Origin of the sequence: Trebonia kvetii (genome assembly GCF_007827045.1) — a bacterium.
Classification (GTDB): Bacteria; Actinomycetota; Actinomycetes; order Streptosporangiales; family Streptosporangiaceae; genus Trebonia; species Trebonia kvetii.
In genome coordinates this window covers 53,757-80,321 of sequence record NZ_RPFW01000005.1, presented here as the reverse complement: position 1 = coordinate 80,321, position 26,565 = coordinate 53,757, and the positions used below count along the sequence as shown (strand labels likewise).

Below are 26,565 nucleotides of genomic sequence, written 5' to 3'. Positions count from 1 at the left end.
CACCCGAGGCGGACAGCAGCGCCGCCCCGCCCGCGGCGGCCCGGTCCAGGGCGGCGAACGTGACTCCGCCCGGACGGTGACCGAGGGCGACCCGCTCGCCGAGCGCGCCGCTCGCCATGTCGAGGATGAGCTCAATTCCCACGGTCAGCGCTCCTGTCCGCTTCCGCGTACGGCTCGGCCGGCCGCTCGGGAAACTCGGCCTCCTCCGGCTCGACGTACGGCAGCGTTATGCCGCCGCCGACGTCGTGGAACATCACCTGGACCCGCAACCCCGCCCGCACTTGGTCGACCGTGGTGCCGACCAGGTTGGTGAGCAGCTGGAATCCCTCGTCGAAGGTCACGATCACCACGGCATAGGGGACGGTGAACGCGGGCGTCTGCGGCCGCCAGACCACTGTGTGGCTGTAAACCTCGCCCCGGCCGGCACTGACCTGCCATTCGAGGCCGCCGTCGCCGCAGGCTCGGCAGGCCAAGGCCGGGTCGAACTCCGCGTGTCCGCAGGCCTGGCACCGCTGGTAGCGCAGTTGCCGCCGAGCGCAGCCCTCCCAGAAAGGACGGGACACCGGCGTCGGCTCGGGGAGCGGGATGCCGGGCTTCTGTAGTTTGAGTAGGGTCACGGGCGCTCACCGCCAAGCAGGATGACGTCGTTGAACAGCGCGCCGGCCCCGCCGTTGCTGCACAGGGCGACTCTCGCGTCCGGGACTTGCCGCGTGCGGCACCGCTTCTGGAGCTGGTGGACGCCGCGGGCGACCCGCTGGGAGAGTTGCACGACGCCGCCGCCGTGGCTGAAGGACATCAGGCCGCCGTCGGTGGTGACGGGGAACTCACCACCAGGGCCGATCCGTCCGTCCAGGACGAAGTCGCCGCCCTCTCCATCCCCGCAGAAGCCGAATGCCTCGAACTGGCGGATGATCTCGAACGAGAAGGGGTCGTACAGCTCGCACACGTCCACGTCTTGGGGAGCCAGGCCGGCCATGGCAAAGGCCCGGCGGGCGGCGCGGCGGCCGACGTAGCCGTTGGGGATGCCGCCCGCACGCTCATCACCGCCCCGGCCCGCGAGGTCCCAGCTCGGCGCGTGCCGGTAAGCGGGGCCGAGCGTGTCGAGGCCGCCGCCGAGGATGTACACCGGGGTGACTGGCAGGTCCGCAGCCCGCTCGGCGGTGGTGATCAGCAGGGCGCAGCCGCCTTCCGAGGTCATGGCGCAGTCGAGCAGGTGGAACGGTTCGGCGATCATCCGGGACGCGAGGATGTCGGCGGGGGTGAACGGCCCGCGGCCGTAGTAAACCGCGTCGGGGTTAACGTGACCGTTGTTGCGGATCGTCGCCGCCACCTCGGCAAGCTGCTCCGGCGTCGTGCCGTAGCGGTCCATGTGGCGCCGGGCGATCAGCGCGAACTCCGCCGCGGTGTAGAGGCCGAACGGCTCGACGAACTCATTCGACGGCCGGGTCCACGGCGCGGTGGCTTCCCGCTGCGTGTATATCCCCGCGCCCCCGTCCGCGACCAGCACCGTGCGCGCGAGCCCGGCGGCGAGCAGGGCGGCTCCCTGCAGGACGCCGGCGATGCCACCAGCGCTACCCCCGGCGGCGTTGGAACTCCACACGGGGCCGATGCCGAGCGCGTAGGTCAGTTCGGGCGCGTGCTTGCTGAGTACCGCGTCCACCGCCGTGGCCGGCACGCCCGCCTCGGCCAGCACCCCCTGGGCGGCCGCCAGGGTGATCGAGAAGGCCGTATGACCGTCAAGGACGCGAGCCTGCGGGGTGTTGTACGCGGCGGCGATCGCCACGTTGCGAAACGGATGCTCGGTCAACGGCTGCCGCTCCTAAAGGTTGTCTGGGCGTTGGCCCACGATGCCGGCCCCGCGGAGTTCGGCGATCCGGGCGGGCGACAGGCCAGCGACCGCGCCGAGCACCTCGTCGTTATGCTGGCCGAGCATCGGCGCGGGCCGCGAGAACCAGGGCTCGCGGCGACTCGCCATCCGCAGCGGCAGCCCCGGCAGCTGCTGGCTACCGAGCAACGGGTGCTCGATCCTCTCGGCGAACCCGCGCTCGGCGAACTGCGGGTTGTCGAGCGCCTCGGCCGCCGGCACCACGCGGGCGGCCGGGATGCCCGCGGAGAGCAGCGATTCCGCGAGCTGCGCCGGGTCGCGCCCGGCGCAGTAGGCCGCGATCCGCGCGTCGATCTCGTCGTGCGCCCGGCGGCGCCCGGCCGCGCTGGCCAGTTCCGGCTCGCTGGCCCACGCCGGGTCCCCGATTACCGCGCGCAGCGCGGCCCACTGCTCGTCGGTGGCGATCGCGAGCGCGACCCATTCATCTGCGCCGGGATCGCCGCACTGGTAGATGTTCTGCGGCGCGGACACCGGGCCGTGGTTCCCGGCCCGCATGATCTCCGCACCGTAGGCCTCGTATTCGATGACGACCTCCGCCGCGACGTTGAGGGCCGTCTCCACCATCGGCACTTCGACGAACGCCCCCCGGCCCTGCGCGTCGGCCCGTTCGAGCGCGGCCAGGGTAGCAACGACCGCGTGCAGTCCCGCTACCGGGTCGCAGGGCCCCTTGAGCACCATCGGCGCCGCGTCGGGATAGCCAGTCATCCAGGACAGCCCCGTCGCCTGTTCCATGGTCTGCGCGAACCCGGTGCGGTCCCGCCATGGCCCGTCGAGGCCGAACGCGGGCATCCGCACCAGCGTCACGCGCGGGTTGGCCGCGCTTACCACGTCCCAGGTAATGCCGAAGTTGTCGAGTACCCGCGGCGAGTAGTTCTCGACCAAGACGTCCGCGCGGGCGACCAGCGCGAGCAGTGTCTCGCGGCCCTCAGGCCTGGTGAGGTCGAGCGTGATGCCCCGCTTGCCCGCGTTGGCACCCTGGAACACCGCGCCCCACTCCCACCACCCGTCTACGGTCGGCGGCCTAGTGGAGGTGAAGCGCATGCCGTCCGGGCGCTGGGTTGACTCAACCTTGATCACATCGGCGCCGAAGGCCGCGAAGACCTGCGTGCCGGACGGGCCGGCCCAGAATCCCGTCAGGTCCACCACCCGCAGTCCGCCCAGCGGCTGCCCGTCCGGTCGCGCCCTGGTGCCCCCGCGCGGCGCCCAGCCGATGCGTCCGTCGTGCTCGCCGAGCCGCGGTGCCGGCCGCGGTGCCGGACCCGCGTCCCCGTCCACGAGGTAGGGCCGGCGCGGCTGCCGGAACCCGCCGGAAGCATTGCGCAGGAAAACGCCGCGCGCGACGAAGTGCTCGTTCTCCGCCACCGTGGACGGTGTCCCGAGCGGCGAGACGGGAATGCGCATGGCGCTGGCGATCTCCTCGATCGCGGCGGTTGGCAGGGTCGTGGTCCACGCTTCGATGACCTTCTGGAACTCCTCGTACCTGGCCTGGCGGAGTTTCGGGTCGATGATCCCCGGGTCGTCGAGCAGGTCGGCGCGGTCGATCATGACCAGGAAGTCCTGGAACATCTGGCCGGTGATGGTGCAGAACCCGACCCAGCCGTCCGCGCTGCGCTCGACCGAAGGGATCTCCACTATCCGGGTGCCCGTCCGCGTTCCCGACAGGCTGGCGGCGAGCGGGCTGTACAGCGACATCGCGATGGACATGCACTCCAGCACGGAGACGTCCGCGTGCTCGCCGCCCTGGCCGCGGCGCCGGGCGGCGGTGCGGAGGGCCATCGCGGTGACGGCGGCGTAGGTCCCGGCGATCCACTCCCCCAGCCTGCCTCCGGCGTGCACCGGTGGACGGCCGGGGAGCCCGCGGACAGCCGTTGAACCAGCCAGAGCCTGCAGGGTGAACTCGGTCCAGGGCCGGTCCCGCCACGGACCCGACCGGCCAAACGGCGAGACGGAGACGACGTCGAGTCCCGGGTACGCGGCCCGGACCGCGTCGAGCTCGTCGTCACCGAGGCGGCTCTCCACCAGCAGGTCCGCGCCGGCCAGCAGCCGGCGGATGCCTGGGTCGGCGGCGCTTCCGGTCACCGACCGCTTCCCGGCGTTGAGGAACTGGAACAACGCGCTGTCACCGCCGCGGAGGTCAGCTCCCGACGCTGACCAGCGGCGAAACTCGTCACCGCCCGACGTCTCCACCTTCACGACGTCCGCGCCCGCGTCCGCCAGGAGCTTCGTGGCATACGGCCCGGTGATTCCCGCGGTGATGTCGACTACCCGGCAGTCCCGTAGCAGTGGCATCGGCTTCTTCGCCTTCCTGGCTGTCGTCACTGCTGACCACGATAAGCCCCAACCGAGCGCTTGCTCAATACTCGAAGGCTCCGCGCGAAGGGGCGCCGGCGCCGACGGGCCGCCACGGGCGTAACGGGCGTTACCGGCCGCCGCGTCATCAAGCAAGCGCTTGACTGACCCGATTGCGGGACGAGGGAACTCGAGGGACTCGCCGCGTTCTGTATGCCTACGCAGGTGGCCGAACCGCAGTACCACTTCTGGGGAGGCGGCGGCGGGGATCGTCTCAGGCCGGTCTCGCCCGGCCCGCCAGCTCGCGGGCGAGTTCGCGGTGCAGCAACTTGCCGGTTGCCGTATATGGAAGGTTGCCGCGCAAGACCACCATGTACACGCCGCGCGGGTGTACTTGGATGGGCGCGTGGTCGCGCGCGGCGGCAAGGTACGGATACGGGTCCCGCAGGAACTCCGGCGTGGTCGGATCGATGTCGGCGGTCATGGCCAAACGGTATAATCAAGCGCTTGATTGATCAAGGCGGGACGCCGGTTCCGCGGCGCCCAGATGCAGATAGCCCGCGACGCTCTCCTGCAACGGGCACGGCTGGCTCTCCGGCGGGATCGCCCTCCGTCCGCGAAGCGGGCCGACAGCCAGCTTTTCAGCCCGTTCTTCGCGATCTTCGGGCCGGACGACTGCGGAATCTCTTCCACCGTGACCAGGTACTCGGGGAAGTACTCCTTGCCGACGCCGCGCCCGGCCAGGAACGACCTGAGGTCATCCAGGGACACGGCCCGGTCGGCGCACACCTGCTCCGTGATGCGGTCATTCAGGCGTGGGTGCGGCCCCGGACGGGTAGGCCTCTTCGACCTGAGCCAAGAAGCGGTTAGCCTTCGCCTGCTCAGAGTAGTGCGCCGGGTCCCTGACGCACTCGGGGCACCAGTGGCCCGCGGTGAGGATGAGCCGCGGGCTGCCGTCGAACTCATGTCCATCGGCACAGCGCCACCGGAGAGGCGTGGCGATGTCACCCGGGTTGACCGATTCCGACAGCAGCACGCCGCCGCGGAAGTCGGCGACGTCGGCGTAGTCGTCGCGCGTCCACCGCGCTGGCTCCTTGGACTCGTCGTAACCGTGGTCGAGTAGGCGCGGGGTCCGGTCGGGGCTTGGCGACGCAAAGGACGACCAGTCGCCGATCTGCTCCCACTCCCGCCGCGAGCCGAAGTAGGCGCTGATCTTGTCCTGGTCGTTGTCGCGGATGAACGCCATCGTGCCCCGGGGCTGAAGTGACAGCGGCTTCATGACGAGGTTCTTAACGATCGACGCGGGCACCTTGCCCGCCATGCGGACGCTGAGCGGCGCGCTGCGCACGGCGCGCTCAAGCGCGGACTCGAATGTGTCCTGCCGGAACGGCACCAGGTCCTCAAGGCGGTCGGAATCGGTGTACCACTGTCCGTGGAAGTTCCTTGTAGCGAACCAGTTGCGGTTGTACCACTGGCGTACGTCCTTCACGCCCATAGCCGACGTCATCCTCGTCTGGAGTTCCCAGTTGGTCAGCCGCCAACCCGCGCCGCCGCCGATGTTGTAGATGCCACCCCAGAACTCCTCCGGCACGCCGTCTTCGCAGATATTGGCGAGCAGCCGTGCGGAGTCCGCGTCGGAGACCCATTCCATAACGTCGCCGAGCACAGCGTGCGTGATGATCGCGTCGCGGATTTCCAGCATGCCGGGATGGAAGATCCCTGTCTGGCGCAGCCATACCCAGCGCGGCAGGCCGGCCTCCACGACCGCCTTCTCCGCGGCGACCTTGCTCTGTCCATACTCGTCGTACTGGGACACGCGCAGCGGGTCGCCCACCCGCCCCCAGTGCACGGGCGGCCGTCTGTCGCCGGTCTCGGCGACCGATCCGATCCCGACGAAGCCGACCGCCGCCGGGTCCGGCAGCGCCAGGATCGCCTTGACGATGTTCTTGTTGCTGCCGACGTTCACCTGCCATGCGAGGTCCGGGTGGTCGTCGGCGGCGGGAGAGACCAGTGCGCCCACGTGCAGGACGTAATCGGCGCCGCGCACGCACGATTCGACGGTCGGGTAGTCAGTCAGGTTTCCGTAGACCACCTCTAGATTAGGCATGTCAGCGTATTCGCCGATCACCTTGCGGTCCTTCTCGGACGGCAGCACCAGAGCCACCACCTGGAACCGTTCCGAGCGCCCGGCGAACTCGCGCAGCACGCGGCGTCCCCAGTTCCCTGTCGCCCCGGTTAGGAACACCCGCTTCTTACCGCTCATTGTTTCCCTTCATGCCGGGTCCAGGCACCACATAGTTCCTTTACAAGGATACTAGCGCGCGCTAGTTATCGTCCCGACAAGACTCAACGGAGGCGGTGGCCCGTTGGCGCCCCGTTGATCCGGGCGCGATGCGGAACTTAGAGTTCATCAAGCAATCGCTTGCTAAATCGCATGAACCGGGAGCTTACGGTAAGGCGTGCCTGGGCGTGAGGGACATTGCCGCCGTGGCGGCGGGCAAGGAGGGAGATGCCGATGAGCGGCAACGAGACCGGTCCGCGGGTAGCGGTGGTGACCGGCGCTAGCCGGGGTGCGGGACGTGGGATCGCACTCGCGCTTGGAGATGCAGGGGCTACTGTGGTGGTGACCGGACGGTCGCTGACCCGAGGGGACTCCGAGCTTGGCGGGACCATCGGCGAGACCGCTGCCGAGGTCACCCGCAGGGGCGGACGGGGCATACCGATCGCCTGCGACCACTCGGACGAACGCCAGGTCGCCACGCTGTTCGCCGAGATCAAGGAGGCCCTCGGCGGCATCGACATCCTGGTCAGCAACGCCTTCTCCGTCCCAGACGGCCTTACCAGCCCGGAGCCGTTCTGGGAGAAGCCGCTGAGCCTGCTGTCGATGATGGACGTCGGCCTGCGTTCCACCTACGTAACCGCCTGGTACGCGGCACCGCTGCTCATCGCCAACCCCGGACGGCGGCCGCTCATCGTGCACACTTCGGGATTCGGCGCTGTCAGCTACATGCACGGCCCCGCGTACGGCGCGGTGAAGGCGGGCGTCGACAAGCTGGCGCACGACATGGCCGTCGACTTCCGCCCCTACCAGGTGACCGTTGTCTCCATCTGGATGGGGCTGCTGCGCACCGAGCGCACTCTGCGCAAGATGGCTGAGGACCCTAGTCAGTTCGAGTACTCCGGACAGCTAACCGAGTCTCCGGAGTTCACTGGCCGCGTCATCGCCGCGCTTGACCGCGAGCCGACGAAGCTCGACTACAGCGGCCGTGTCCTCATCGGCGCCGAACTCGGCGAGAAACTCGGGGTCCTGGACGTTGACGGCACGCAGCCGGGGTCGCGGCGCCCCCTGCTTGGCGGGCCGCCCGCTTTCCATTCGGCTGTCGTGCGTTGACATGTCCCCGTCGCCTGCTATGCGCGCGATCCTGGACTTGCCATCGGATCAGTCAGGGGCATGGTAAGTCCCTATGCTGCGCCCTCCGTCGGCGGTCAGGACCTGTCCGGTCAGGCCCCGGACCGGGACGAGATATCTAGGGTGGTCACCTCGCGGCCGAGAATCTTTTGCCCAGGCGGATGTCAGGTCCACCGCTAGCGGCGTTATGCGGTCGTGCGCCGACGGCTCGGCCGCGAGTTGGTTCAGGCGACCGGAGTCCCGGGCAGCGGCGTAGACGGCCGCACCCCGCGACGCGAGCCCGATCGCGATCATCATGCCGATCCCCCGGCTGGCGCCGGTGACCAGCGCCACCCGGCCGTTGAGGCTCGCACCGGCGCCAGCCTCATCTGCCCCACCGCTCACGACGCGGACGCTTTCTGAACCGCAGGCCGCCCGCTAAGGGGCGACCCAGTTGAAGGGGTTCCGCTCCCGTCCCGGCCCGGTGAAGACGTAGTCGAGTTCGACAACCGAGCCGAACATGGCCAGCCCGGTGGCGAACAGGTCGGTGCGGATATGCACCTGGACCGCGTGCCGACCGTAGGCGAAGGCGTCGGCGCCTGAGAAAACCGGGGATTCCGCCATCCGCTTGGCGATCGCGTAATCACCGTCTCCACCGCGCGCCTTAAGCAGCTGGATGCTGTCGACGCGGGCACCGAACGCGGGGTCGGCCGCCGTCTCCGTCCGTATCCGCAGCACCGCCGCCTCAAGCTCTCCTAGCTCCGCGAAGTGCAGGCCAAAGTGAAGGTAGGACTCGGGCCATCGCGACCGGTGGTCAAGGAACGCCTTCAGCGCGGGATGCTCATCGGAGGTACCCGCGCCAAGGGCCTCGCCGATGGCGCGCTCGAGCTCGATCTGCGCCGGCTTCAGCGAGAACAGGAAGATGATGTTGTCGGCCCGGTCCGGGTCGGCGCTGTCCAGCGCAACGATGTACAGCGGCTCGTCGGAAGACTGGTTGGGGTACTCGCTTACCCGGGCGCCGAGAAGGCGGAAGAACCGCGTCGCGATCTCGGCCTCTCCGGGCCTAAAGTGCAGGGCCAGGTGCCCCACGCTGCGCACCGCCTGTGCAGGGACAAGCGAAGCCGACTCGCTGGTCCGCACCGATGCCGTGGATGTCATGGCGTCAACCCCTCGCTCGATTCACTGCCGCATCGCCACTCTCGACTGTAAGCGCGTCAGGACGGCCAATCAAGCGCTTGCTATCTCCAGGGCAGTCAGTTGCCCGCCGCTCCGATTCACCCTATGGTTTCGTCAATCAACCAACCGCTTGCTCAAGAGCGATGGCCGCTAGGAGGTCACCATGAGGTTTGAGGTCGGCATGCCGGGCCGCAACCACATTCCGCCGGTTAACGGCCATGTGCCCGAGGCGCCGGAGTGGGCGACCCGGCTGGCCGCGCCCGACTTCCAGATCATCGCCGAGGTGATCGACAGGCTCGGCTACCACTCCATCTCGACATCCGAGCACCTGGCCATGCCCTATTTCGAGGTCCCCAGGCTCGGCGCCTACTGGCCGGACGCGCTGACGGTCATGGCGTTCCTGGCCGGCGCCACCAGGCGCGTCCGGGTCGGCGTTAGCGTCCTGGTGGTGCCTTACCACCACCCGCTGATCCTCGCCAAGGCATTGTCCACCATGGACGTACTCTCTGGCGGGCGGCTTGAGGTCTCGGTGGGAGTCGGCCACGCGGTCCGCGAGTTCGAGGTGCTCGGCGTCCCTTTCGCGGAGCGCGGCGCGATCACCGACGAGACGCTCGAGGCCATGATCGAGCTCTGGTCGGCTGACGAGCCGACCTACAGCGGCAGGTACTTTCAGATTGACGGCCTTGCCTTCGAGCCGAAGCCGGCGCAAAGCCCGCGGCCGCCCGTCTTCGTCGGTGGCAACTCCAAGCCGGCGCTGCGCCGCGCGGCCCGCTACGACGGCTGGGAACCCAACCCGACCGAGTTCTCCGTCGAGGAGATACCGCCCCTCGCCGATTACGTCCGCGCCCAGCGGCAGCTCGCGGGTAAAGAACCAGACTTCCAGGTCCGCTGGGTGGGCACCCTGCCCGGGCTTGACCGGCCGGTCTTCCGCGAGCTCGCCGGGCCCGGCCTGCGGGCTTACGCCAATCAGATCGCCGAACGAGTGGCCTACCTGGAGAACGTGGGTGTCACCACCGTGTGGGTGCCCGAACCCATTACTCAGTCGATCGGCGAGTACCTCGAATTCATCCACTGGTTCGATGAAGAAGTCATCGCCAGGGCCGGGTGACCAGTGCCGGGACCGCGCCGGGGCTCACACCCGTTCAAAGAACTCCACGAGGTGCCCCTCCGGGTCCTCCACGAACGCGACCCTGATGTTCAACTCGGGCATATCGTAAGGCTCCGTGGTCACCCGGCCGCCGGCCGCCTCGGCGCGGCGGACCACATCGTCGATGCCGGTCACCAGGAACCCGAGGACCACAGAGCCCGTCGGCGGCACCGGCTGGTGACGGTAGTGCAGCAGCACGAGCGTCTGCTCGGTGCCGTCAGTTGAGGTCATGAGGATCTCTTCGAGTGCGCCCTCGCCCTCCTCGACCGCGTAGCGGCTTCTCTCCACCCGCCCGAGGGCGGCCGAATAGAAGGCGTACTCCTTCTCGACGTCGGCGACGCGGATCTTGGTGAACTGGAAACGTGTCGTGCCTGCCACCGCATGTTCCTTCCTGTTGACCCGGCTGAGCCGGCGTGGACGTTTCCCGCGCTGGCCCTGCATCAGAGCGGGCCCGGGCAGGGAACTTCCCGGGTCACCGACGGCGCTTACCCAAAATTACGATGACAGCACGAGCCAGTCAAGCGCTTGCTTGGTGAGGATGGCCCGAGGCGCACCGCCGCCTTCGGCTAGCGCTTCAAACAAGCGCTTGGTAGGCTGCTGGGACAAGCGACCGGCAGCGCTGGCGTGCGGCAGGGCCGCCGTCGACGACCCCGGCATACACTCCCTAGGAGCCCGAATGGTCAACTTCGCAGCGCTCGGGAAGGCGGGCACGCCGTTCCAAGTGCGCATCGAGCGAGGCAAGATCAAGGAGTTCGCGGCCGCCACCCGATCGGAGAACCCCGCCTACTGGGCGGACGAGCATCCGGTTATCCCGCCCACATTCCTCACCACCCAGATGTTCTGGCAGGAATGGGCCGGGCAAGACGCCAGTCCGTGGCAGGCCGTGGAGTTCGACCAACGCCGCGGCATGCACGCGGAGCAGGAGTACGTGTTCCACGGGCCGCCGCCGCGGGCCGGCACGACCCTGACCGCGCGGTCCCGTATCACGGAGATCTACACCAAGCAGGGCCGGCGCGGCGGGACGCTGACGTTCGCGTCAATGGTCACCGAATTCCGCGACGAGTCGGGCCGGCTGGTCGCCGAGGCGAAGCTGACCGGCGTGGAAACCGCCCAGGTACCCGGGGAGGGCGTGTGACGCCACTCGCACCCAAGCCGCTCGTCTTCGGGCCGTTGACCCGGACCGACATTGTCCGGTACCAGGGCGCGTCGGGCGACATGAACCCGCTCCACCACGACGAGCCGTTCGCCCGCGCCGCAGGGTACGAGGCGCCCCTCGCCATCGGCATGCTCGGCGCTGGCTTGCTCGGCACCTACGCGACCGACTGGCTCGGGGCCCCGAACGCGCGCCGGTTCCGCATCCGGTTCCGCGCGCAGGTGTGGCCGGGCGACACCCTGACCTGTTCCGGCCAGGTGGTGAAGGAGTACGACGGGGAAGACGGGCCGCTGGTAGACGTCGAGCTGGCCTGTGCGCGGCAGACCGGCGAGGTCGCCGTGCAGGCGTGGGCGACGTTCGCCCGCGAGCGAGTTCGCGAGGATGCAGTTCACGAGGAGGCCGGGGCATGGACCTGACCTGGTCCGCGCGTGAGGAGGCGTTCCGGGCCGAGGCCAGGGCCTGGCTCGCCGCGAACGTGCCGAACGACTTGGCATCGGGCAACACGCGCGCCGGGTTCGCCGCTCACCTTGAGTGGGAGCGCAAGCTGCACGCGGCGCGCTGGGCGGTCGTGTCCTGGCCGGAGAGGTACGGCGGACGGGACGCCTCGCTGTGGGAGTGGCTGATCTTCGAGGAGGAGTACTACCGAGCGGGCGCACCGCCCCGGGTGACGCAGAACGGCATCTTCCTGCTCGCGCCGACCCTGTTCGAGTTCGGCACGCAGGAGCAGCAGGACCGATTCCTCCCCCGCATGTCCTCGGCCGAAGACCTGTGGTGCCAGGGCTGGTCGGAGCCAGGCGCGGGCAGCGACATCGCGGCGGTGCGCAGCAGCGCGGTACGCGACGTGGACCGCGGCGGCTGGCGGCTGTCCGGGCAGAAGACCTGGACGACACGCGGCGCCTTCTGCACGCACCTGTTCGGGCTGTTCCGCACCGATCCGGCCGCGGAACGACATCGCGGGCTGACGTACTTCCTCGTCCCGCTTGATACCCCGGGCATAACGGTTCGCGGCTTCGCCAGGCTCGATGGCGACGAGGAGTTCGCGGAGGTGTTCTTCGACAACGCGTTCGTCCCCGATGCCAACGTTCTCGGGGCCGTGAACGAGGGATGGCGAGTGGCCATGTCCACCACCGGCTCAGAGCGGGGCCTCACCCTCCGCTCCCCCGGACGCTTCCTGCGCAGTGCCGACCGGCTGCGAGAGTTGTATCAGTCCATGCCATCCCGGGCCCAGCGCGACGGCGTAGTCAGAGCCTGGATAGACGCGCAGGCCTACCAGATGTACACCCTGCAGCAGGTCACCGGCATCACAGAGGGGCAGCGGGTCGGGCCCGAGTCAAGCATGAACAAGCTGTTCTGGTCGGAACTGGACCTCCGGTTGCAGGAGACAGCCCTGGCGCTGCTCGGCGAGGAGGGTGGGCTGGACTCTCCGTGGGCCCGCAGCTTCATGTTCTCGCTGGCCGGGCCGATCTACGCGGGCACGAACGAGGTCCAGCGGAACGTGGTGGCCGAGCGCGTGCTCGGCTTGCCGAGAAAGTAGGCGACTGCGATGCGATTCGGTCTCGATGAGACGGCGCTCGCCCTGCGCGACGCCGCCGCAGGCCTGCTGGCCAGCGAGGTGACTCCGGCAGTGATCAGGGACGGCTGGCCGGGCGGCACCGGCAAGCTGGTCAGCGCCGCCTGGCAGCAGCTGGCCGGGGTGGGCGCCCTCGGCGCTCTGGTTCCCGAAGAACGTGACGGCCTCGGGCTTGACGAGAACAGCCTGGTGCCCCTCCTCGAGGAGGTCGGCCGCAGCGGGCTCCCTGGACCAGCGGCCGAGACGATCGCGGTGGCGGCACCGCTGCTCGCCGAAAATCACCTGGCGGGACTGCTCGCCGGCGAGGTCACGGTGGCCGCCCAGCTCACCGACGGTTCCCTGGTGCCGCACTGTCTGGTGCAACACGGGGCGACCGCGCCGCTGATCGTGTTGCGCGCCGGGGGCGCCCTGCGGCTGTACGAGCGTGGCGAGCTTGAGCTTGAGCCCGTGACGACGGTCGACGGATCGCTCGCCGCCGCGCGCCTCGCTCGGCGGCCCGCCGCGGGCGGTACTCTGCTGTCCGATGATCCCGCCGTGGTGGAGGCCGCATGGCGGCGCGGCGTCCTGGCTACGTCCGCGCTGCTCATCGGCCTCTCCAGCCGGATGCTTGACCTGACCGTCGGCTACGTGAAGCAGCGCGAGCAGTACGGCGTGCCGATCGGCAGCTTCCAGGCGGTCAAGCACGCGCTGGCCAACGCCCTCGTCGCCGTCGAGTTCGCCCGGCCGCTGGCCCTCGCCGCCGCCTGGTACCAGACGGCCGGCGCGGAAGATGCCGCGGCATACGTCAGCGCGGCCAAGGCGGCGGCGTCTGACGCCGCCGCGCTGGTGGCGCGGACGGCCATCCAGTGCCACGGCGCGATCGGCTTCACCATCGAATACGAACTACACCTGTACGCCAAGCGGGCCTGGGCGCTGATCCCCGCCTGGGGCAGCCCGGACTGGCACCGCGGCCGGCTTGCAACATTGCTTGGAGTGTCCGATGACTAATTTTCAGAACCGGGAATGCCCGCAGTATCCCGAACGGGATCGGCTGACTCCCGGCCGCCCGGGCGCTGACGGGAGGCCGGCATGACGGACCGCGTGGTGATCGTCACGGGCGCCGGGCAGGGCCTTGGCCGGGAGCACGCGCTGGCCTTCGGCAGGCACGGTGCGAGGGTCGTCGTCAATGACATCGGCGGGGCGGCGGAAGGCACCGCGAAGGAGATCCGCGCCGCGGGCGGTATCGCTTTCGCGAGCAGCGGCGACGTGAGCGACTGGGGGTACGCGCAGTCCCTGGTCGAGCAGGCCGTGGCGGAGTTCGGCGTGCTGCACGCCCTGGTGAACAATGCCGGGATCAACCGTGACCGGATGCTCGTCAACATGTCCGAGGCCGAGTGGGACACCGTGCTGCGGGTCGACCTCAAGGGCCACTTCGCGCCGATGCGGCACGCGGCCGCCTACTGGCGGGACCTGGCCAAGTCGGGTCAGCGGGTGGCCGCCCGCGTTGTGAACACGAGCTCGGGAGCCGGGCTCATGGGCAGCGTCGGGCAGGGGAATTACGCCGCGGCCAAGGCCGGCATCGCAGCGCTCACAATCAATGCGTCGGCGGAGTGGGCGCGCTATGGCATTACGGTCAACGCCGTCGCGCCGAACGCCCGGACCCCGATGACCGAGGCGGTGTTCGCGGACAAGATGCGCGCACCCGAGTCCGGCTTCGACGCGATGCACCCAGGCAACGTCTCTCCGCTGGTGGTCTGGCTCGCCAGCGAGGAAGCCGGGGATGTCAGCGGGCGCATGTTCGAGGTGGGCGGGGGCGAGATCAGCGTGGCCGACGGCTGGCAGCACGGCCCCAAGGTCGTCAAGGACCGCCGCTGGGAGGTCGCCGAGCTGGGAGCCGCGCTGCGGGAGCTGCTGGCAAGCGCCCCCCGACCTGCCCCCGTCTACGGCGCATGAGACCGGCGGGCCCCGGCGCATCGCTCCGGGGCCCTGCACCCGGGCCCCGTCCGTCACTTTCCGAAGCCCGCGTCTCCGCGAGAATCTACCAAGCAAGCACTTGCTCAATAATTGATCTGGAGTTAGGTTCGTGGCAGTCCCGGCGGTCCGGGCGAGATGACTTCTGAGACCTTGCGGATGCGAAAGGACGAAACTCGATGACATCGACGGCCACGCCAGGGACCGATCTCGGTCCGTCCGAGGTACGTGACAGCCTCGCCAAGGCCGACCTGGCGCTGCTGCTGAACTGCCTGGTGCAGATCACCGGTGACGTGTCGCTGCTTGAGCGGTACGGCCAGGGGACCGTGCAGCGGCCCAACCCGACCCGCAGGCTCATGCCCGACTCCCATATGCCTGCCGACAGCGCGGCCGCGGTCGTGGACCGGCTCACGGCACTGCTCAGCGGTCCCGGCCGTGGCGGGGATGTCGCGATCGCACTACCGGATCCCGGTCTGTTTCGCCGGATGACCGAGCTGGCCGTGGGACAGCAGGTGGCGCCCGAGTTCGTGCCCCTGCTGCTCGAGCAGGCGGGCTTCCAGCTCGATCAGCCGGTGGTCCCCGTCACCCGCCGACCGCCGGAAGACCTCGATATCGTCATCATCGGCTCGGGGATGAGCGGGATCCACGCCGCGATCTCCGCGGCCCGGCGCGGCTTCCGGTACCGCATCTTCGAGCGCGCCGATGACATCGGCGGCACCTGGCGGGTCAACACCTACCCGGGCGTCGCCGTCGACACGCCGAGCCTGTACTACTCGCTGTCCTATGAGCTCAGCCCCGACTGGACCCACTTCTACCCGGCGGGGCCGCAGTACCAGGCGTACATGCAGCGGGTCGTCGACCGCTACCGCCTGCGCGACAACATCACCTTCGGCACCGAGGTGACCGCGCTGGCGTGGGACGACTCCGCCCAGCGCTGGGACGTGTCGGCGCGCGCGGCGGACGGGACCGTGACCGCCACTACCGCGGCGGCCGTCGTCACCGCCGCTGGCTTCCTCAACCGGCCATCGGTTCCCGACATCCCAGGCCGCGCCGGCTTCGCGGGCACGCAGTTCCACACCGCCCACTGGGATCCGGACCTCCCGCTGGCCGGCCGCCGGGTCGCGGTGATCGGCGCGGGGTCGACGGCCGTCCAGATCATCCCGTCGATCATCGACGAGGTCGGCAAGCTGGTCATGTTCCAGCGCCAGCCGCACTGGGTGGTCCCTAAGTACTCCGGCGAATCCGAGGTGCCAGACCCCGTCCGCTGGGCGCTGCGGCATGTCCCCTTCTACCTCCAGTGGGCGCGGCTGAAGGCCTACTGGTTCATGTCCGACAACCTTTACCCGAACATCCGGGCAGACAGGGACTGGATGGCGCGCAACAGCGGCTCCATCTCACCGGGTAACGAGCGGGTCCGGCAGCTGTGCCTCGGCTACATCCACGAGATGTTCGGCCATGACCCTGAGCTCGAGGCGGCAATGACACCGGACTTCCCGCCGATGGGCAAGCGCATCGTCAAGGATCCCGGCGGCTACTACGCCGCCCTCCGCCGCGAGCATGCCCGCGTGGTGACCGACCCGGTCGAACGCATCGTGCCTGAGGGGATCATCACCAAGTCCGGTGAGCTCTTCGAACTCGACGTCATCATCTGGGCCACCGGCTTCACGCTGGACTTCCTGTCCCCGATCGAGATCACCGGGCGCGACGGGCGCACGCTCAACGAGCTGTGGCAAGGCGGCGCACGCCCCTCGTCCTACCTCGGCGGCCTGGTGCCGGGGTTCCCGAACCTGTTCATCATCTGCGGCCCGAACTCCAGTGCCGGCCACGGCGGCGGCCACAACTTCATGACCGAAGCGGTGACGCATTACCACATGGAATGCCTGCAGCTGGTGCTTGAGCGCGGAGGCCGCAGCATCGAGGTCACCCAGGAGGCACACGGCGCTTTCAACGCCGAGGTCGACACCGCGATGGCGGAAACCATCTGGTGCAATTCCCCGAACGCCCACACGTACTACCGCGACAAGGCTGGCCGCCCGGTCCTGCCCTCGCCATGGCGCATGGTCGACTTCTGGACCAGGCTGCGCATCCCCGTCGAAGACCACTTCACCGTCCGATAGGAATGCAGCCCGACCTCTTCAGGGAGCAAGCATGGACAAATACCGGTTCGACGGCCAAGTCGCCGTCGTCACGGATACCACGCCGGCCCCCGCGCCCAGCCGTCGCCAGAAGAAGTGAGCGACAACTTCGCCGAGATCATGGACATCACCAACTTCGTCATCCCGGAAAAGGCCATGGACCCCGCGGTCGGGATGTTCCACGGTCCCGAGTGGGACAGCTTCCTCCGATTCAAGAAGCTCAAGTAAGCAGCCGCCCACGTACCCACGCATGCAGGGTCCAATGGCAGACTTAACGGAAGGGCGGGCTCCATGACCACGGCTTCACCGCAACCGCACTGTGCCACCAGGCACCCCGGCCGCGGGGGGCAGCGCCATGCGTGAGCTGGCCGGACGGGTCGCGGTGGTGACCGGGGCCGCGAACGGCATCGGCCGCGGCCTCGCGACGAGGTTCCTTGGCGAAGGAATGAAGGTTGTCCTGGCCGACAACGACCGCGGCGACCTCGCGCGGGCGGAGAAGGAGCTGGCCGGACTCGGCCCGGTGCTCGGCGTCTGGACCGACGTTGCTGACGTCGAGTCGGTGCGGGCCCTCGCGGATGCCGCGGTCGAGCGGTTCGGTGCCGTGCACGTCCTGTGCAACAATGCCGGGGTCGGCGGCCAGCAGCGCTTCTCGAAGACCCCGCTTGCGACGTGGGAGTGGACGCTCGGGGTCAACCTGTGGGGCGTCATCAACGGCTGCCACGTCTTCCTGCCCGTCCTCGCCGCCCAAGACGAGGCGTACATCATCAACACGGCCTCCATGTCCGGGTTCCTGACCGGCGGTCACCTCATCCCCTACAACGTGTCCAAGGCGGGCGTGGTGTCGCTGTCTGAGGGCCTGGCCGCCGAGTTGGCCGCGGACGCGCCGCACGTGGGCGTCGCGGTGCTCTGTCCCGCGCATGTCTCCACGGCCATCGCGAACGACGAGCGCAACGCGCCCGCCGCGCACGTTCCTCGCTCGCAGGCAGATCCGGAACTTGAGGAACTCAGGGAGGCGGTCGACCGGCAAATCGCCGCCGGCCTGTCCCCTGCCGCAGTCGCCGATCTCGTGATACGCGCGATGGCGGAACGCAAGACGCACATCTTCCCGCATCCTGAATGGCTGGTCCGGTGGACCGAGCGAGTGGAACGAGTCCGGGCACAAGCCGTGCCGATGACAACCTGAGAGTAAACCAAGCGCTTGATTGGTGGCCCCGGGCTCGCTATTGTGGGGCCGAGGCGAACGGACGGCCGGCGTGCTCGCGTCCGCACAGCGAAGGAGACCCCGATGCCGAGTGTCCAGGAAACGCCGTCGCTCCGACGGCTGAATCACGTCGAGCTAGTATACGCGCCAGGTGAGCGGCAGCTAGCAGCACGGGTGTTCGGATTGCTCGGGTGCCGCGTCGAAGACAGAGGCGGCACGTTCCTGACGGCCTACGTCGAGCAGGCCGAGGCCGACATCGCCAACAACGTGATGTACGCGTCAGAGGTCACCGCCGAGCAGTGGGCCTTCGAGCAGGCATTGTCCAGTGCCCTCAAGCAGGCCGGCACGCTCGGCGACACGGCGCGCGGATATCAGGGCCGGCTCTCGAGCGAGCCGCAGCGGTCGTGTCATTTCGGCATCAGGTTCTCCCGGTATAACGCGTACGAGGCCACCCTGGCCAAGATCCGCCGTGTCGACGAGGACGACCCCCAGCTCAAGGGGCGGGTCACCCTTTCCGGCGTGTTCCGGCCCGGCGACCCCGGCGCGTACAGCAAGATCATGATCCAGGCATTCGTCCGGACCGACGTCATCGCCTCCGGGATGCTGTCGCTCGGGCAGCACATCGAGCTGCAGTGGCAGCTCCCGAGAGTCTGACGCGCATAGATGGACGACGAGGAGTTTCGCGCGACCGTCCGCGCCTGGCTCGCTGACAACCTCACCGGTGAGTTCGCCGGGCTGGTCGGCAAGGGGGGCCCAGGGCGAGAGCACGAGTTCGTCACCGAGCGGCTGGCCTGGGAACGCCGCCTGGGCGAGGGCGGCTGGATCGGCCTCGGATGGCCGGTCGAGGACGGCGGCCGCGGCCTGCCATGGAGACAGCAGGTCATCTTCTACGAGGAGTACGCGCGCGCGGGCGCGCCCGGGCGGGTCGGCCACATGGGCGAGCAGCTCCTCGGCCCGACCCTGCTGATTTTCGGGACGCCGGCACAGAAGGCCAGGTTCCTGCCCGGCATCCTGTCCGGCACGCAGATGTGGTGCCAGGGGTACTCCGAGCCCGAGGCGGGCTCCGACCTGGCCTCCGTCCGGACCCGCGCCGAGCTGCGCGACGGGGAATGGCACATCACCGGGCAGAAGGTCTGGACATCGCTGGCGCACGTCGCCGACTGGTGCTTCGTGCTCGCCCGCACGGATCCCGGGGCCGAACGGCACCGGGGACTGTCGTACCTGCTCGTCCCCATGGACCAGCCGGGCGTTGAGATCCGCCCGATCGTGCAGATCACCGGCACCTCGGAGTTTAACGAGGTGTTCTTCGACGGTGCGCGCACCGACGCCGACGCCGTGGTGGGCGCGGCGGGTGACGGCTGGCGCGTCGCGATGGGCACGCTCGGCGTCGAGCGCGGCGTGTCCACGGTGGGCCAGCAGATGGGGTTCCAGCGCGAATTCGAATCCGTCCTCGCGGAAGCACGCGCGAACGGGGCCATCGACGACCCCGAGATCGCCACGCGGATCACCGACGCCTGGATCGGGCTGCAGGTACTGCGCTTCACCGCCCAGGCCACCCTCGGCGGTCCGGCGGGCGTCGCACCTGGAACCGAGGCGAATATCGCCAAGCTGCTGTGGGCGCCCTGGCATCAGCGGCTCGGTGAGCTCGCCGCGGACGTGGCCGGGCCCGACGCCACCGGGGCAGGCCCCGGCTACGAGCTATCGGACGCGCAGCGCCTGTTCCTGCATACACGGGCCGACACCATCTACGGCGGCTCCAACGAAATCCAGCGCAACATCATCGCCGAGCGAGGGCTCGGCCTACCGCGGGGATAGACGGCTGATGTACGAGACTGACTCATCTGAGCAGGCAGCGCTGCGCGAGACCATACGAGACTTCTGCCGCCAGCACGCCGATGCGACCGCGTGGAAACGCCTTACCGGAGAGCTCGGGCTGACCGCCCTTGCCGTCGACGAGCGCTACGACGGCATGGGCGCCACCTTCGCCGAGGTGGCCATCGCGGCGGAGGAACTCGGCCGCGTCCTGCTGCCCGTGCCCTACCTGTCCACCGCACTGGCGGGCGCGGTGCTCTCTGATGGCGACCGGGCGGCGGCGGAGGCCTTCCTGCCTGGCATCGTCTCCGGGGCGATGACCGCCGCCTTCATATTCGGCGGCATCGCGGCGACGGATGGACGGCTGGACGGCACGGCACGGCACGTGCTTGACGGAGCCGCTGCCGGCGTCTTCCTTGTCCGTGTCCAGGACGTTCTATACACGGTCCGGGCGCAGGACACGATCGTGGAGGCGGTTGGCACGCTGGACCAGACGCGCTTCCAGGCGACGGTCACGTTCCAAGGAGCGCCGACCCTGGTTGTCGGGCCGGACGACGGGCGTGCGGAGAACCTGATGCGGGTGCTGATCGCGGCCGAGTCCGCCGCCGCGGCGGTGCACTGCCTGGACTCGACTGTCGCCTACCTCAAGGCGCGCAGGCAGTTCGGCCGTCCGATCGGCTCCTTCCAGGCACTCAAGCACCGCTGCGCTGACCTCGCGGTGGGCGTCGCGTCGGCGCGGGCCGCCGCTCACGCCGCGGTGTCCTCCGCCGTCGCCGGCACAGCGGACCTCGCAGTCATGGCACCGCTCGCCAAGCTGTACTGCACCGACATCTTCTGGCGCGCCGCGGCAGAGATGGTGCAGTTGCATGGCGGCATCGGCTTCACCTGGGAGCATGAGGCGCACCGCTACCTCAAGCGCGCCAAGACGTCGCAGTTGCTGCTTGGCGCTCCCAGCGAGCTGCGCCGGCTGGTCGCCGATGTCGCCGGCCTGCGCTGAGGCCAGGCTCATGGGGTCTGCGCCGGCACCTCATCGGACTGGCTGGCACCTATTCCGGGACGGGCAGCGAAGCCTTGCAGGAATATCGAGGTGATGGCGTCGGCGAGCCGCTCGGTGGAATACCCGGCGTCGGAGTGCTGGCCACGTCCAGACAGCCAGACAGCGTCTCGGATGAGCCGGTGGAATATCCGCGGCGAGATGTCATCCCTGAAGGTGCCGTCGGCGACCCCGCGCTCAATGACCCCGGCCCAGACCCGTTGCACGTCGGCCGCAGCCGCCTGTACCTCTTTGTACTGGGGCGTCTCGCGGAGGTAGCGCAGTTCGTTCTGGTAGATCACTGTCGCGTCTGGCTGCTGCTTGGCGACCCTGAGGGAGGCAAGGACCACGGCTCGCAGTGTCTGCGAGGCGTCCTGTCCCTGGGCCAAGACCTCCCCGTACCTGTCCTGGATGGCGGCAAGGAAACCCATGAGGATCTCTTTGACGATTTCATCCTTAGAGCTGAAGTAGTGGTACAGGCTGCCTGACAGGACGCCTACCGAGTCGGCGATTTCTCGCACCGTGGTCGACCTGATTCCCTTGCGGGCGAACATCTCCGCCGCAGTCGCGACAATGAGTTCGCGGCGGTCCTGAGGCTCTGTCATTCGGAATACCTTCCAGCGAGAGGTTGTGCCGTCTGGAACTGTAGCTGTCGGCAGCTGCTACTGGGTGATGGTCCACCCGCCGTCCATCGTGAGCAATATGCCGTTGACGTACGACGCCAGCGGAGACAGCAGGAAGAGGATGCCCCACGAGATCTCGTCTGGGGACGCCATCCGGTGCAGTGGGATACGGCCGAGGATCCGCTTCCCGAGGTCGCTGTCCGCGTAGCCGGCCATCCGGGCGGTATCGGTCAGTCCAGGGGCAACGGCGTTCGCCCGGACGGCGTCCGCGCGGTAAGCGGCCAGGTGGCGGGTGTACCCCATGATGGCCGCCTTCGTCGCCGGATACCAGTCAGGTGCGCTGCCGATCAGGTTGCCTGCCACCGACGCGACGTTGACCAGAGCGGCCCCGCTTACCGGACCCCTCGCCAGCCACGCGGTCGTCACCCGGCGCATGCTGCCGATCCCGGCCAGCATCGCCTGATCGAAGTCAAGCTCGGCTGCGCTGGCCGGGCCGGCGTTGTTGACCAGGTAGCGCACATTCCCCATCTGCGCCGACGCCGCCAGTGCCGCCTCTACCTGGGCGTCGTCGGTGACGTTGGCGGTTACAGAAACGGCCTTGCCGCCAGCCTGCTGGATGTTGCGGACTGTCGCCGCGGCCCCGTCCGCGTTGACGTCCCAGACCGCCACCGTCAGCCCGACGGCGGCGGCATTGATCGCAGTGGACCGGCCGATCCCGCTCCCTGCCCCCGTCACGATCACCGTTTCACCCGGGGTGAACCCGAGCATCACCTGTCCGGTAGCAGCCATACTGGTCGCCTTTCCCCGCAGCGCTTCTCACATCTATTCTGATAGACTACCAAGCGCTTGGTTGTAATAATGGCACCCACGGCCGGAGAGAACTTGTTTCTAATGCACAACGCGGGATCGGTGTAAAGCCTTGCTTGTTAAGAACGATGACAGCGAGGCCGCTCGCCCCTCGCCCTCAGGCAGTCGGCCTGACCAGGGCGTCAGCCGACGAGACATCATCTTGAGGGAGGCGGCGGCGCTTTTCGCCGCGCAGGGGGTGGCCGCCACCACGGTCCGCCAAATAGCGGACCAGGCAGGCGTGCTCTCAGGCAGTCTTTACCATCACTTCCCCTCCAAGGAAGTGATGGTGCAAGACATCGTCATCGGCTACCTCGACGACCTGCTTGCCCGGTACCAGGGGTTGCGCGAGCGCGACACCGACCCGGTCAAGCGCCTCAGGCAGCTGGTGCTTATCTCGCTCCAGGTGGCCACCGACCAGCCGCACGCCGTCGAGATCTACCAGAACGAAGGTGCTGTGCTGAAGTCCCTCCCGCGCAACGAGTACGTCAGCGGGCTGGCACATGAGATCCACCAATTCTGGGCGGACATCATCACGGCAGGCGTCGACGCGCTCGAACTCCGGTCTGACGTGAGCCCCCGGTTGTTCCACCGCCTGCTCCGCGACGCCGTGTGGCTGTCGCCCCGCTGGTACCGGTCGACGGAAGGGTACCCGCCGGCCAAGCTCGCCGACGACCTGCTCGCCGTCTTCCTCGACGGCTTCACGGCCGGCTGACCGGGGATACGGCCGCCCCAGGAGGAGGCCCTCCACCTTCCGCTCGCGCGATGACTTCTTGAGCAAGCGCTTGGTAGACTGGCCTCGAGGCTGATTTTACTTTCCGGGAAAGCTGAGAATGAGGCACAGAAGATGCGTCTAAAGGGCAAGGTGGCTCTTATCACGGGGGCGGCGAAAAGCCAGGGCAGGAGCCACGCCATCCGCCTCGCCGAGGAGGGGGCGGACATCATTGCCATCGACATCTGCCGCCAGATCGGCTTCGTGCCCTACCCGATGGCCACCGAGGACGACCTTGCCGAGACCGTGGGCGCCGTCGAGGCGCTTGACCGCCGGATAGTAGCGGCGGTAGCGGACGTCCGCGACAGGGCCGCCCTGAAGGATGCCGTGGACAGAGCGGTGGCCGAACTCGGCCAGCTGGACATCGTCTCCGCTAATGCGGCTATCACGAGCGTGCAGAAGTACAGCGACGTCACGGACGAGGTCTGGGACACCACGCTTGATGTCAACCTCAAGGGTGTCTGGAACACCTGCTCCGTCGCAATCCCGCACCTGCTCGCGACGGGCGGCGGATCGATCACGATCACGAGCTCATCGGCGGGCATCCGCGCGCTTCCGTTTTACCTCCCGTATGTGGCGGCGAAGCACGCGCTGGTGGGGCTGGCCCGTACGCTGGCGCTCGAGCTCTCCGACCGCAACATCCGGGTCAACACCATTCACCCGACCGGCGTGGACACGCCCCAAGGGCACTCAGAAGTCCTTCCCGTACTGCTCGACGAGCGCCCCGACCTTAGGCCGCTGTTCATGAACTCGCTGCCCGTCTCGCACGTCCAGCCGGTTGACATCAGCAACGCGCTGCTGTACCTATCATCGGACGACGCCCGCTACGTGACAGGCACCACGCTGGTCGTGGACGCGGGCAGCACGATCAGGTAGCGCGTGCGGAGTAACCCCGCCCCCGTTCTGGATCATCATGAATATCCGGACGGGAGCGAGGTTATCCGGCGAGCTGGACTAGGGCTCGCTCGGGCGCTGGGCCGAGGATGCCTGCTTGCCGAAGTAGGCGTCGCGCAGGATCGTCATGTCGTCCACTTCGCCTGCCTTCGCGGTGAGCACGACCTTCCCGACGTCGAGGACGGCCACGTGGTCGGCGTACCCGATGGCGGCCTCCACCGCCTGCTCAACGAGCAGGATGCCGAGCCCCTGCCCGCGGAGGGCGCCGATGCGGTCCATGACCTCCGCGACGATCACCGGGGCGAGGCCGCCTGACGGCTCGTCGAGCAGCAGCACCGAGGGCTCGGCCATGAGCGCCTGCCCGATCGCCAGCATCTGCTGCTGGCCGCCGGACATGCTGCCCGCCGGCAGCCTGCGCTTCTCCCCCAGCACCGGGAATAGCTCGTAGACGCGCTCGGCCTCCTTGCGCAGGTTCGCACGTCCCTGCTTGCGGACGTAGCCGCCGAGGATCAGGTTCTGCTCGACGGTCAGCCGGCGGAAAACCCGCTTGCCCTCCTGCACGTAGGCCATGCCCATGCGCACCCGCTGGTACGGCGGGACGCGGGTGATGTCCTGCTCACGGAGGCGCACGGTTCCGCTCTGGACTTTGTTCAGCCCGGAAATCGCCCGCAGCGTGGTCGTCTTGCCCGCGCCGTTGCGGCCGAGCAGGGCCGTTAGCTGACCGGGCCAGACCTTGAGCGAGACATCCCAGACGGCACGCAGGTCGCCGTAGCCGGCCGCGATGCCGCTCACCGTGAGCAGCGGGGCGCCGTCAGCCGCAGTTGTCACTGGTCCTCACCTCGATCGCCTGCCAGGCTCGGGTCGCCGGCGATGCTCGCTAGTTCTTCCGCGATCGTGAGCTCCTTCGATTCGCCACTGGTGCCCAGGTACTCGCTGAGCACCCGCGGATTCCGCTCAATCTCGGCCGGCGGTCCCTCGGCGATGACCTCGCCGTGAGCCAGCACCACGATGTGGTCGGCGAGCTCAAGCACCAGCCGGAAGTTGTGCTCCACCAGGATCACGGTCGCGCCCGCGTCCCTGATCCGGGTGAGCAGGGACGCGATCCGGTCGACCTCGTCCTCGTCCAGGCCCGACGCCGTTTCATCCAACAGCAGTAGCCGGGGACCGGCGATCAGCGCCCGTGCGAGCTCGAGCATCCGGCGCATGCCAAGCGGCAGCGCGACCGCCTGGGTGTCGCGCAGGTGCAGCAGGCCGGCCAGCTCAAGCAACCGGTCCGCCTCGGCGAGATCCGCCCGGCGGACCTTGCGGTATCCCGGTGTCCGGAAGATCGCCGACCACGTGGACGCGCGCGATGTCATGTAACGGCCCGAGCTGACGGCCTCGGCGACGGTGATGCCGCCCGGCAGGTTGGGCGTCTGGAAAGTCCGGGAGATGCCGATCCGCGCGCGACGATGCGGCGGAAGCTGGTCAAGCCGGTCCTTGCCCAGGGTGATCTCGCCCTGGTCGGTCCGGTAGAAACCGCAGACCATGTTGAGCAAGGTCGTCTTGCCCGAGCCGTTGGGACCGATGATCGCGGTGACCTTGCCGGGTTCGGCCAGGAGGTTAACGTCCTTGAGCGCCTGGTTGCCGCCGAACAGCTTCGAGACGCCCCGAACCGCCAGCGACGCGCCCGACAGCGGGGTCATCTCCCGCGGGGCCCCAGCCGCCGGCACCGGTGCGGCCCTGACGCCGGCTGCCCTGTCAAGGCGCCGCAGCAGGTCGCGCCCGAGACGGGCGATCCCGCCCCGCAGCAGGACGCCGCCGATGACCAGGAACGCGCCATAGAAGATCAGCGAGTACTGCTGGAACGCGGTGGAGTTGTTGGGTCCCCACTGCATGATGGCCGCGCCGACGGCGGCGCCATACACGCTGGCGGAACCGCCAAGGATGGACGCGGCGAGGACGCTGGTCGCGAGCGTGAAGTTGAACGCGTCCGGAGAGATGTACTGCTCAAGGTTGGCGAACAGGGCGCCGGCCAGGCCGGCCGGGATGGCACCGAGCGCGTAGGCCGCGAGCTTCATGCGGAAGACGGCGATGCCCTGCGAGGTGGCGAGCACCGGGCTCTGCTTGAGCACCTGGAACGCGATGCCGTGCCGCGAGGTCACGATGTTCCGCATCAGGGCGAACCAGAGGACGGCCACGACGATGATGGCCATGTACAGGTCGCCTGAGGACAAGGTGATGCCGAACAGCGTGACGGCCTGGATGCCGCTCAGGCCGTTGGTGCCGCCGGTCTGGCTGCTGAAGATCTCCAGCAGGTCGGGGATGATCAGCACCAGGAAGAAAGAGGTCATCGCAAGCGACCAGCTGTTGAGCCGCAGCCCGGGGATGCCGGTGACCACGCCGACCAGGAGTGCGACGGCACCGGAGACCGCGAGCTGGAGCAGCAGGTCGGTCTGCCCGTGCTCGGACAGGATCCCCGCGGCGTATGCCCCTGCGGCGTACATCGCGGCCTGGCCGAGCGCCAGCTCTCCGGCGTACCCGAGGCTCAGGTTGAGGCCGCTGACCACCAGGGCCAGGATGGCCGCGAGCTCGACCTGCAGGGTGGCCGCGTAGGGGAGCCCGAGCTGCGGCAGGAACAGGATGATGAGCGCGCTCAGGGCCGGCCAGGTCCAGGTCGGCGCCGAGCGCAGCACGCGCCATGTCTTCATG

Annotated in this window: 27 protein-coding genes; 15 read left to right on the top strand and 12 right to left on the bottom strand. The window is 68.7% G+C overall.

What is annotated here, in order from left to right; genetic code table 11:
* Nucleotides 1-131: 131 nt before the first annotated feature.
* From EAS64_RS25375 to EAS64_RS25355, 5 genes are all read right to left on the bottom strand, one after another.
* A complete protein-coding gene (locus EAS64_RS25375; RefSeq protein WP_145856913.1) occupies nucleotides 132-617 on the bottom strand; it encodes a Zn-ribbon domain-containing OB-fold protein in 486 nt (161 codons plus the stop codon).
* Nucleotides 614-1,807 carry a thiolase family protein gene (locus EAS64_RS25370; RefSeq protein WP_145856911.1) on the bottom strand — a complete coding sequence of 398 codons (1,194 nt, stop codon included), beginning with the start codon at nucleotides 1,805-1,807 and terminating at the stop codon, nucleotides 614-616. The genes EAS64_RS25375 and EAS64_RS25370 overlap by 4 nt, the downstream gene beginning before the upstream one ends.
* Before the next feature lie 12 nt (nucleotides 1,808-1,819).
* Entirely contained in the window at nucleotides 1,820-4,204 is a 2,385-nt protein-coding gene (locus tag EAS64_RS25365; protein ID WP_222849595.1) for a CaiB/BaiF CoA transferase family protein, read from the bottom strand.
* 244 nt (nucleotides 4,205-4,448) lie between these two features.
* On the bottom strand, nucleotides 4,449-4,658 hold the full coding sequence (locus tag EAS64_RS25360; RefSeq protein WP_145856909.1) for a hypothetical protein: 210 nt from the start codon (nucleotides 4,656-4,658) through the stop codon (nucleotides 4,449-4,451).
* A 321-nt stretch (nucleotides 4,659-4,979) separates the two neighbouring features.
* Complete coding sequence (locus EAS64_RS25355; RefSeq protein WP_145856907.1) at nucleotides 4,980-6,437, bottom strand: NAD-dependent epimerase/dehydratase family protein; 1,458 nt, start codon at nucleotides 6,435-6,437, stop codon at nucleotides 4,980-4,982.
* A gap of 252 nt (nucleotides 6,438-6,689) precedes the next feature.
* Here EAS64_RS25355 and EAS64_RS25350 point away from each other — a divergent pair, with 252 nt between their 5' ends.
* Complete coding sequence (locus tag EAS64_RS25350; RefSeq protein WP_145856905.1) at nucleotides 6,690-7,565, top strand: SDR family NAD(P)-dependent oxidoreductase; 876 nt, start codon at nucleotides 6,690-6,692, stop codon at nucleotides 7,563-7,565.
* A 48-nt stretch (nucleotides 7,566-7,613) separates the two neighbouring features.
* On the opposite strand, the gene EAS64_RS25345 is transcribed toward EAS64_RS25350, so the two are convergent.
* Both EAS64_RS25345 and EAS64_RS25340 read right to left on the bottom strand, forming a co-directional pair.
* Nucleotides 7,614-7,916 carry an SDR family NAD(P)-dependent oxidoreductase gene (locus EAS64_RS25345; protein WP_281283333.1) on the bottom strand — a complete coding sequence of 101 codons (303 nt, stop codon included), beginning with the start codon at nucleotides 7,914-7,916 and terminating at the stop codon, nucleotides 7,614-7,616.
* Between the two features lie 84 nt (nucleotides 7,917-8,000).
* Nucleotides 8,001-8,720, bottom strand: coding sequence for a hypothetical protein (locus EAS64_RS25340; protein WP_145856901.1), 720 nt, complete (start codon nucleotides 8,718-8,720; stop codon nucleotides 8,001-8,003).
* A gap of 181 nt (nucleotides 8,721-8,901) precedes the next feature.
* On the opposite strand from EAS64_RS25340, the gene EAS64_RS25335 reads away from it, so the two are divergent.
* Nucleotides 8,902-9,846 (top strand): TIGR03619 family F420-dependent LLM class oxidoreductase, encoded by a 945-nt coding sequence (locus tag EAS64_RS25335; RefSeq protein WP_145856899.1) that lies wholly within the window; start codon nucleotides 8,902-8,904, stop codon nucleotides 9,844-9,846.
* A 24-nt stretch (nucleotides 9,847-9,870) separates the two neighbouring features.
* Here EAS64_RS25335 and EAS64_RS25330 read toward each other — a convergent pair whose 3' ends face one another.
* Entirely contained in the window at nucleotides 9,871-10,263 is a 393-nt protein-coding gene (locus EAS64_RS25330; RefSeq protein WP_187366168.1) for a VOC family protein, read from the bottom strand.
* Nucleotides 10,264-10,561: 298 nt separating this feature from the next.
* Between EAS64_RS25330 and EAS64_RS25325 the strand changes: the two genes are divergently transcribed.
* The 11 genes from EAS64_RS25325 (at nucleotide 10,562) to EAS64_RS25280 (ending at nucleotide 20,703) form a co-directional block, all read left to right on the top strand.
* Nucleotides 10,562-11,020 (top strand): FAS1-like dehydratase domain-containing protein, encoded by a 459-nt coding sequence (locus EAS64_RS25325; RefSeq protein WP_145856895.1) that lies wholly within the window; start codon nucleotides 10,562-10,564, stop codon nucleotides 11,018-11,020.
* Nucleotides 11,017-11,454: a MaoC/PaaZ C-terminal domain-containing protein gene (locus tag EAS64_RS25320; protein WP_145856893.1), complete on the top strand. Its 438-nt coding sequence runs from the start codon at nucleotides 11,017-11,019 to the stop codon at nucleotides 11,452-11,454. The genes EAS64_RS25325 and EAS64_RS25320 overlap by 4 nt, the downstream gene beginning before the upstream one ends.
* On the top strand, nucleotides 11,445-12,572 hold the full coding sequence (locus EAS64_RS25315; RefSeq protein WP_145856891.1) for an acyl-CoA dehydrogenase family protein: 1,128 nt from the start codon (nucleotides 11,445-11,447) through the stop codon (nucleotides 12,570-12,572). Before EAS64_RS25320 ends, EAS64_RS25315 begins: the two co-directional genes overlap by 10 nt.
* 9 nt (nucleotides 12,573-12,581) lie before the next feature.
* The gene (locus EAS64_RS25310; RefSeq protein ID WP_145856888.1) at nucleotides 12,582-13,595 is read left to right on the top strand and encodes an acyl-CoA dehydrogenase family protein; all 1,014 of its coding nucleotides are present in this window, start codon (nucleotides 12,582-12,584) and stop codon (nucleotides 13,593-13,595) included.
* 81 nt (nucleotides 13,596-13,676) lie between these two features.
* On the top strand, nucleotides 13,677-14,540 hold the full coding sequence (locus tag EAS64_RS25305; protein WP_145856887.1) for an SDR family oxidoreductase: 864 nt from the start codon (nucleotides 13,677-13,679) through the stop codon (nucleotides 14,538-14,540).
* A 197-nt stretch (nucleotides 14,541-14,737) separates the two neighbouring features.
* On the top strand, nucleotides 14,738-16,675 hold the full coding sequence (locus tag EAS64_RS25300) for a flavin-containing monooxygenase (protein WP_145856884.1): 1,938 nt from the start codon (nucleotides 14,738-14,740) through the stop codon (nucleotides 16,673-16,675).
* A gap of 114 nt (nucleotides 16,676-16,789) precedes the next feature.
* Nucleotides 16,790-16,921: a hypothetical protein gene (locus EAS64_RS46865; RefSeq protein ID WP_281283319.1), complete on the top strand. Its 132-nt coding sequence runs from the start codon at nucleotides 16,790-16,792 to the stop codon at nucleotides 16,919-16,921.
* Nucleotides 16,922-17,048: 127 nt separating this feature from the next.
* Entirely contained in the window at nucleotides 17,049-17,876 is an 828-nt protein-coding gene (locus tag EAS64_RS25295; RefSeq protein WP_145856882.1) for an SDR family NAD(P)-dependent oxidoreductase, read from the top strand.
* A 102-nt stretch (nucleotides 17,877-17,978) separates the two neighbouring features.
* Complete coding sequence (locus EAS64_RS25290; protein WP_145856880.1) at nucleotides 17,979-18,548, top strand: hypothetical protein; 570 nt, start codon at nucleotides 17,979-17,981, stop codon at nucleotides 18,546-18,548.
* Between the two features lie 9 nt (nucleotides 18,549-18,557).
* Complete coding sequence (locus EAS64_RS25285) at nucleotides 18,558-19,709, top strand: acyl-CoA dehydrogenase family protein (RefSeq protein ID WP_145856879.1); 1,152 nt, start codon at nucleotides 18,558-18,560, stop codon at nucleotides 19,707-19,709.
* Between the two features lie 7 nt (nucleotides 19,710-19,716).
* On the top strand, nucleotides 19,717-20,703 hold the full coding sequence (locus tag EAS64_RS25280) for an acyl-CoA dehydrogenase family protein (protein ID WP_145856877.1): 987 nt from the start codon (nucleotides 19,717-19,719) through the stop codon (nucleotides 20,701-20,703).
* Nucleotides 20,704-20,711: 8 nt separating this feature from the next.
* Here EAS64_RS25280 and EAS64_RS25275 read toward each other — a convergent pair whose 3' ends face one another.
* Together EAS64_RS25275 and EAS64_RS25270 are read right to left on the bottom strand one after the other, a co-directional pair.
* Complete coding sequence (locus tag EAS64_RS25275) at nucleotides 20,712-21,344, bottom strand: TetR/AcrR family transcriptional regulator (RefSeq protein WP_145856875.1); 633 nt, start codon at nucleotides 21,342-21,344, stop codon at nucleotides 20,712-20,714.
* A 57-nt stretch (nucleotides 21,345-21,401) separates the two neighbouring features.
* Nucleotides 21,402-22,151, bottom strand: a complete 750-nt coding sequence (locus tag EAS64_RS25270; protein ID WP_145856873.1) for an SDR family NAD(P)-dependent oxidoreductase — start codon at nucleotides 22,149-22,151, stop codon at nucleotides 21,402-21,404.
* Nucleotides 22,152-22,371: 220 nt separating this feature from the next.
* On the opposite strand from EAS64_RS25270, the gene EAS64_RS25265 reads away from it, so the two are divergent.
* Together EAS64_RS25265 and EAS64_RS25260 are read left to right on the top strand one after the other, a co-directional pair.
* Nucleotides 22,372-22,923 carry a TetR/AcrR family transcriptional regulator gene (locus EAS64_RS25265; RefSeq protein ID WP_187366167.1) on the top strand — a complete coding sequence of 184 codons (552 nt, stop codon included), beginning with the start codon at nucleotides 22,372-22,374 and terminating at the stop codon, nucleotides 22,921-22,923.
* A 132-nt stretch (nucleotides 22,924-23,055) separates the two neighbouring features.
* Complete coding sequence (locus EAS64_RS25260) at nucleotides 23,056-23,856, top strand: mycofactocin-coupled SDR family oxidoreductase (RefSeq protein WP_145856869.1); 801 nt, start codon at nucleotides 23,056-23,058, stop codon at nucleotides 23,854-23,856.
* A gap of 78 nt (nucleotides 23,857-23,934) precedes the next feature.
* Here the strand turns inward: EAS64_RS25260 and EAS64_RS25255 are convergent, their stop codons facing one another.
* Together EAS64_RS25255 and EAS64_RS25250 are read right to left on the bottom strand one after the other, a co-directional pair.
* Complete coding sequence (locus EAS64_RS25255; protein ID WP_222849594.1) at nucleotides 23,935-24,702, bottom strand: ABC transporter ATP-binding protein; 768 nt, start codon at nucleotides 24,700-24,702, stop codon at nucleotides 23,935-23,937.
* Complete coding sequence (locus tag EAS64_RS25250; protein ID WP_145856867.1) at nucleotides 24,699-26,564, bottom strand: branched-chain amino acid ABC transporter ATP-binding protein/permease; 1,866 nt, start codon at nucleotides 26,562-26,564, stop codon at nucleotides 24,699-24,701. Before EAS64_RS25250 ends, EAS64_RS25255 begins: the two co-directional genes overlap by 4 nt.
* Between the last annotated feature and the right edge of the window lies 1 nt (nucleotide 26,565).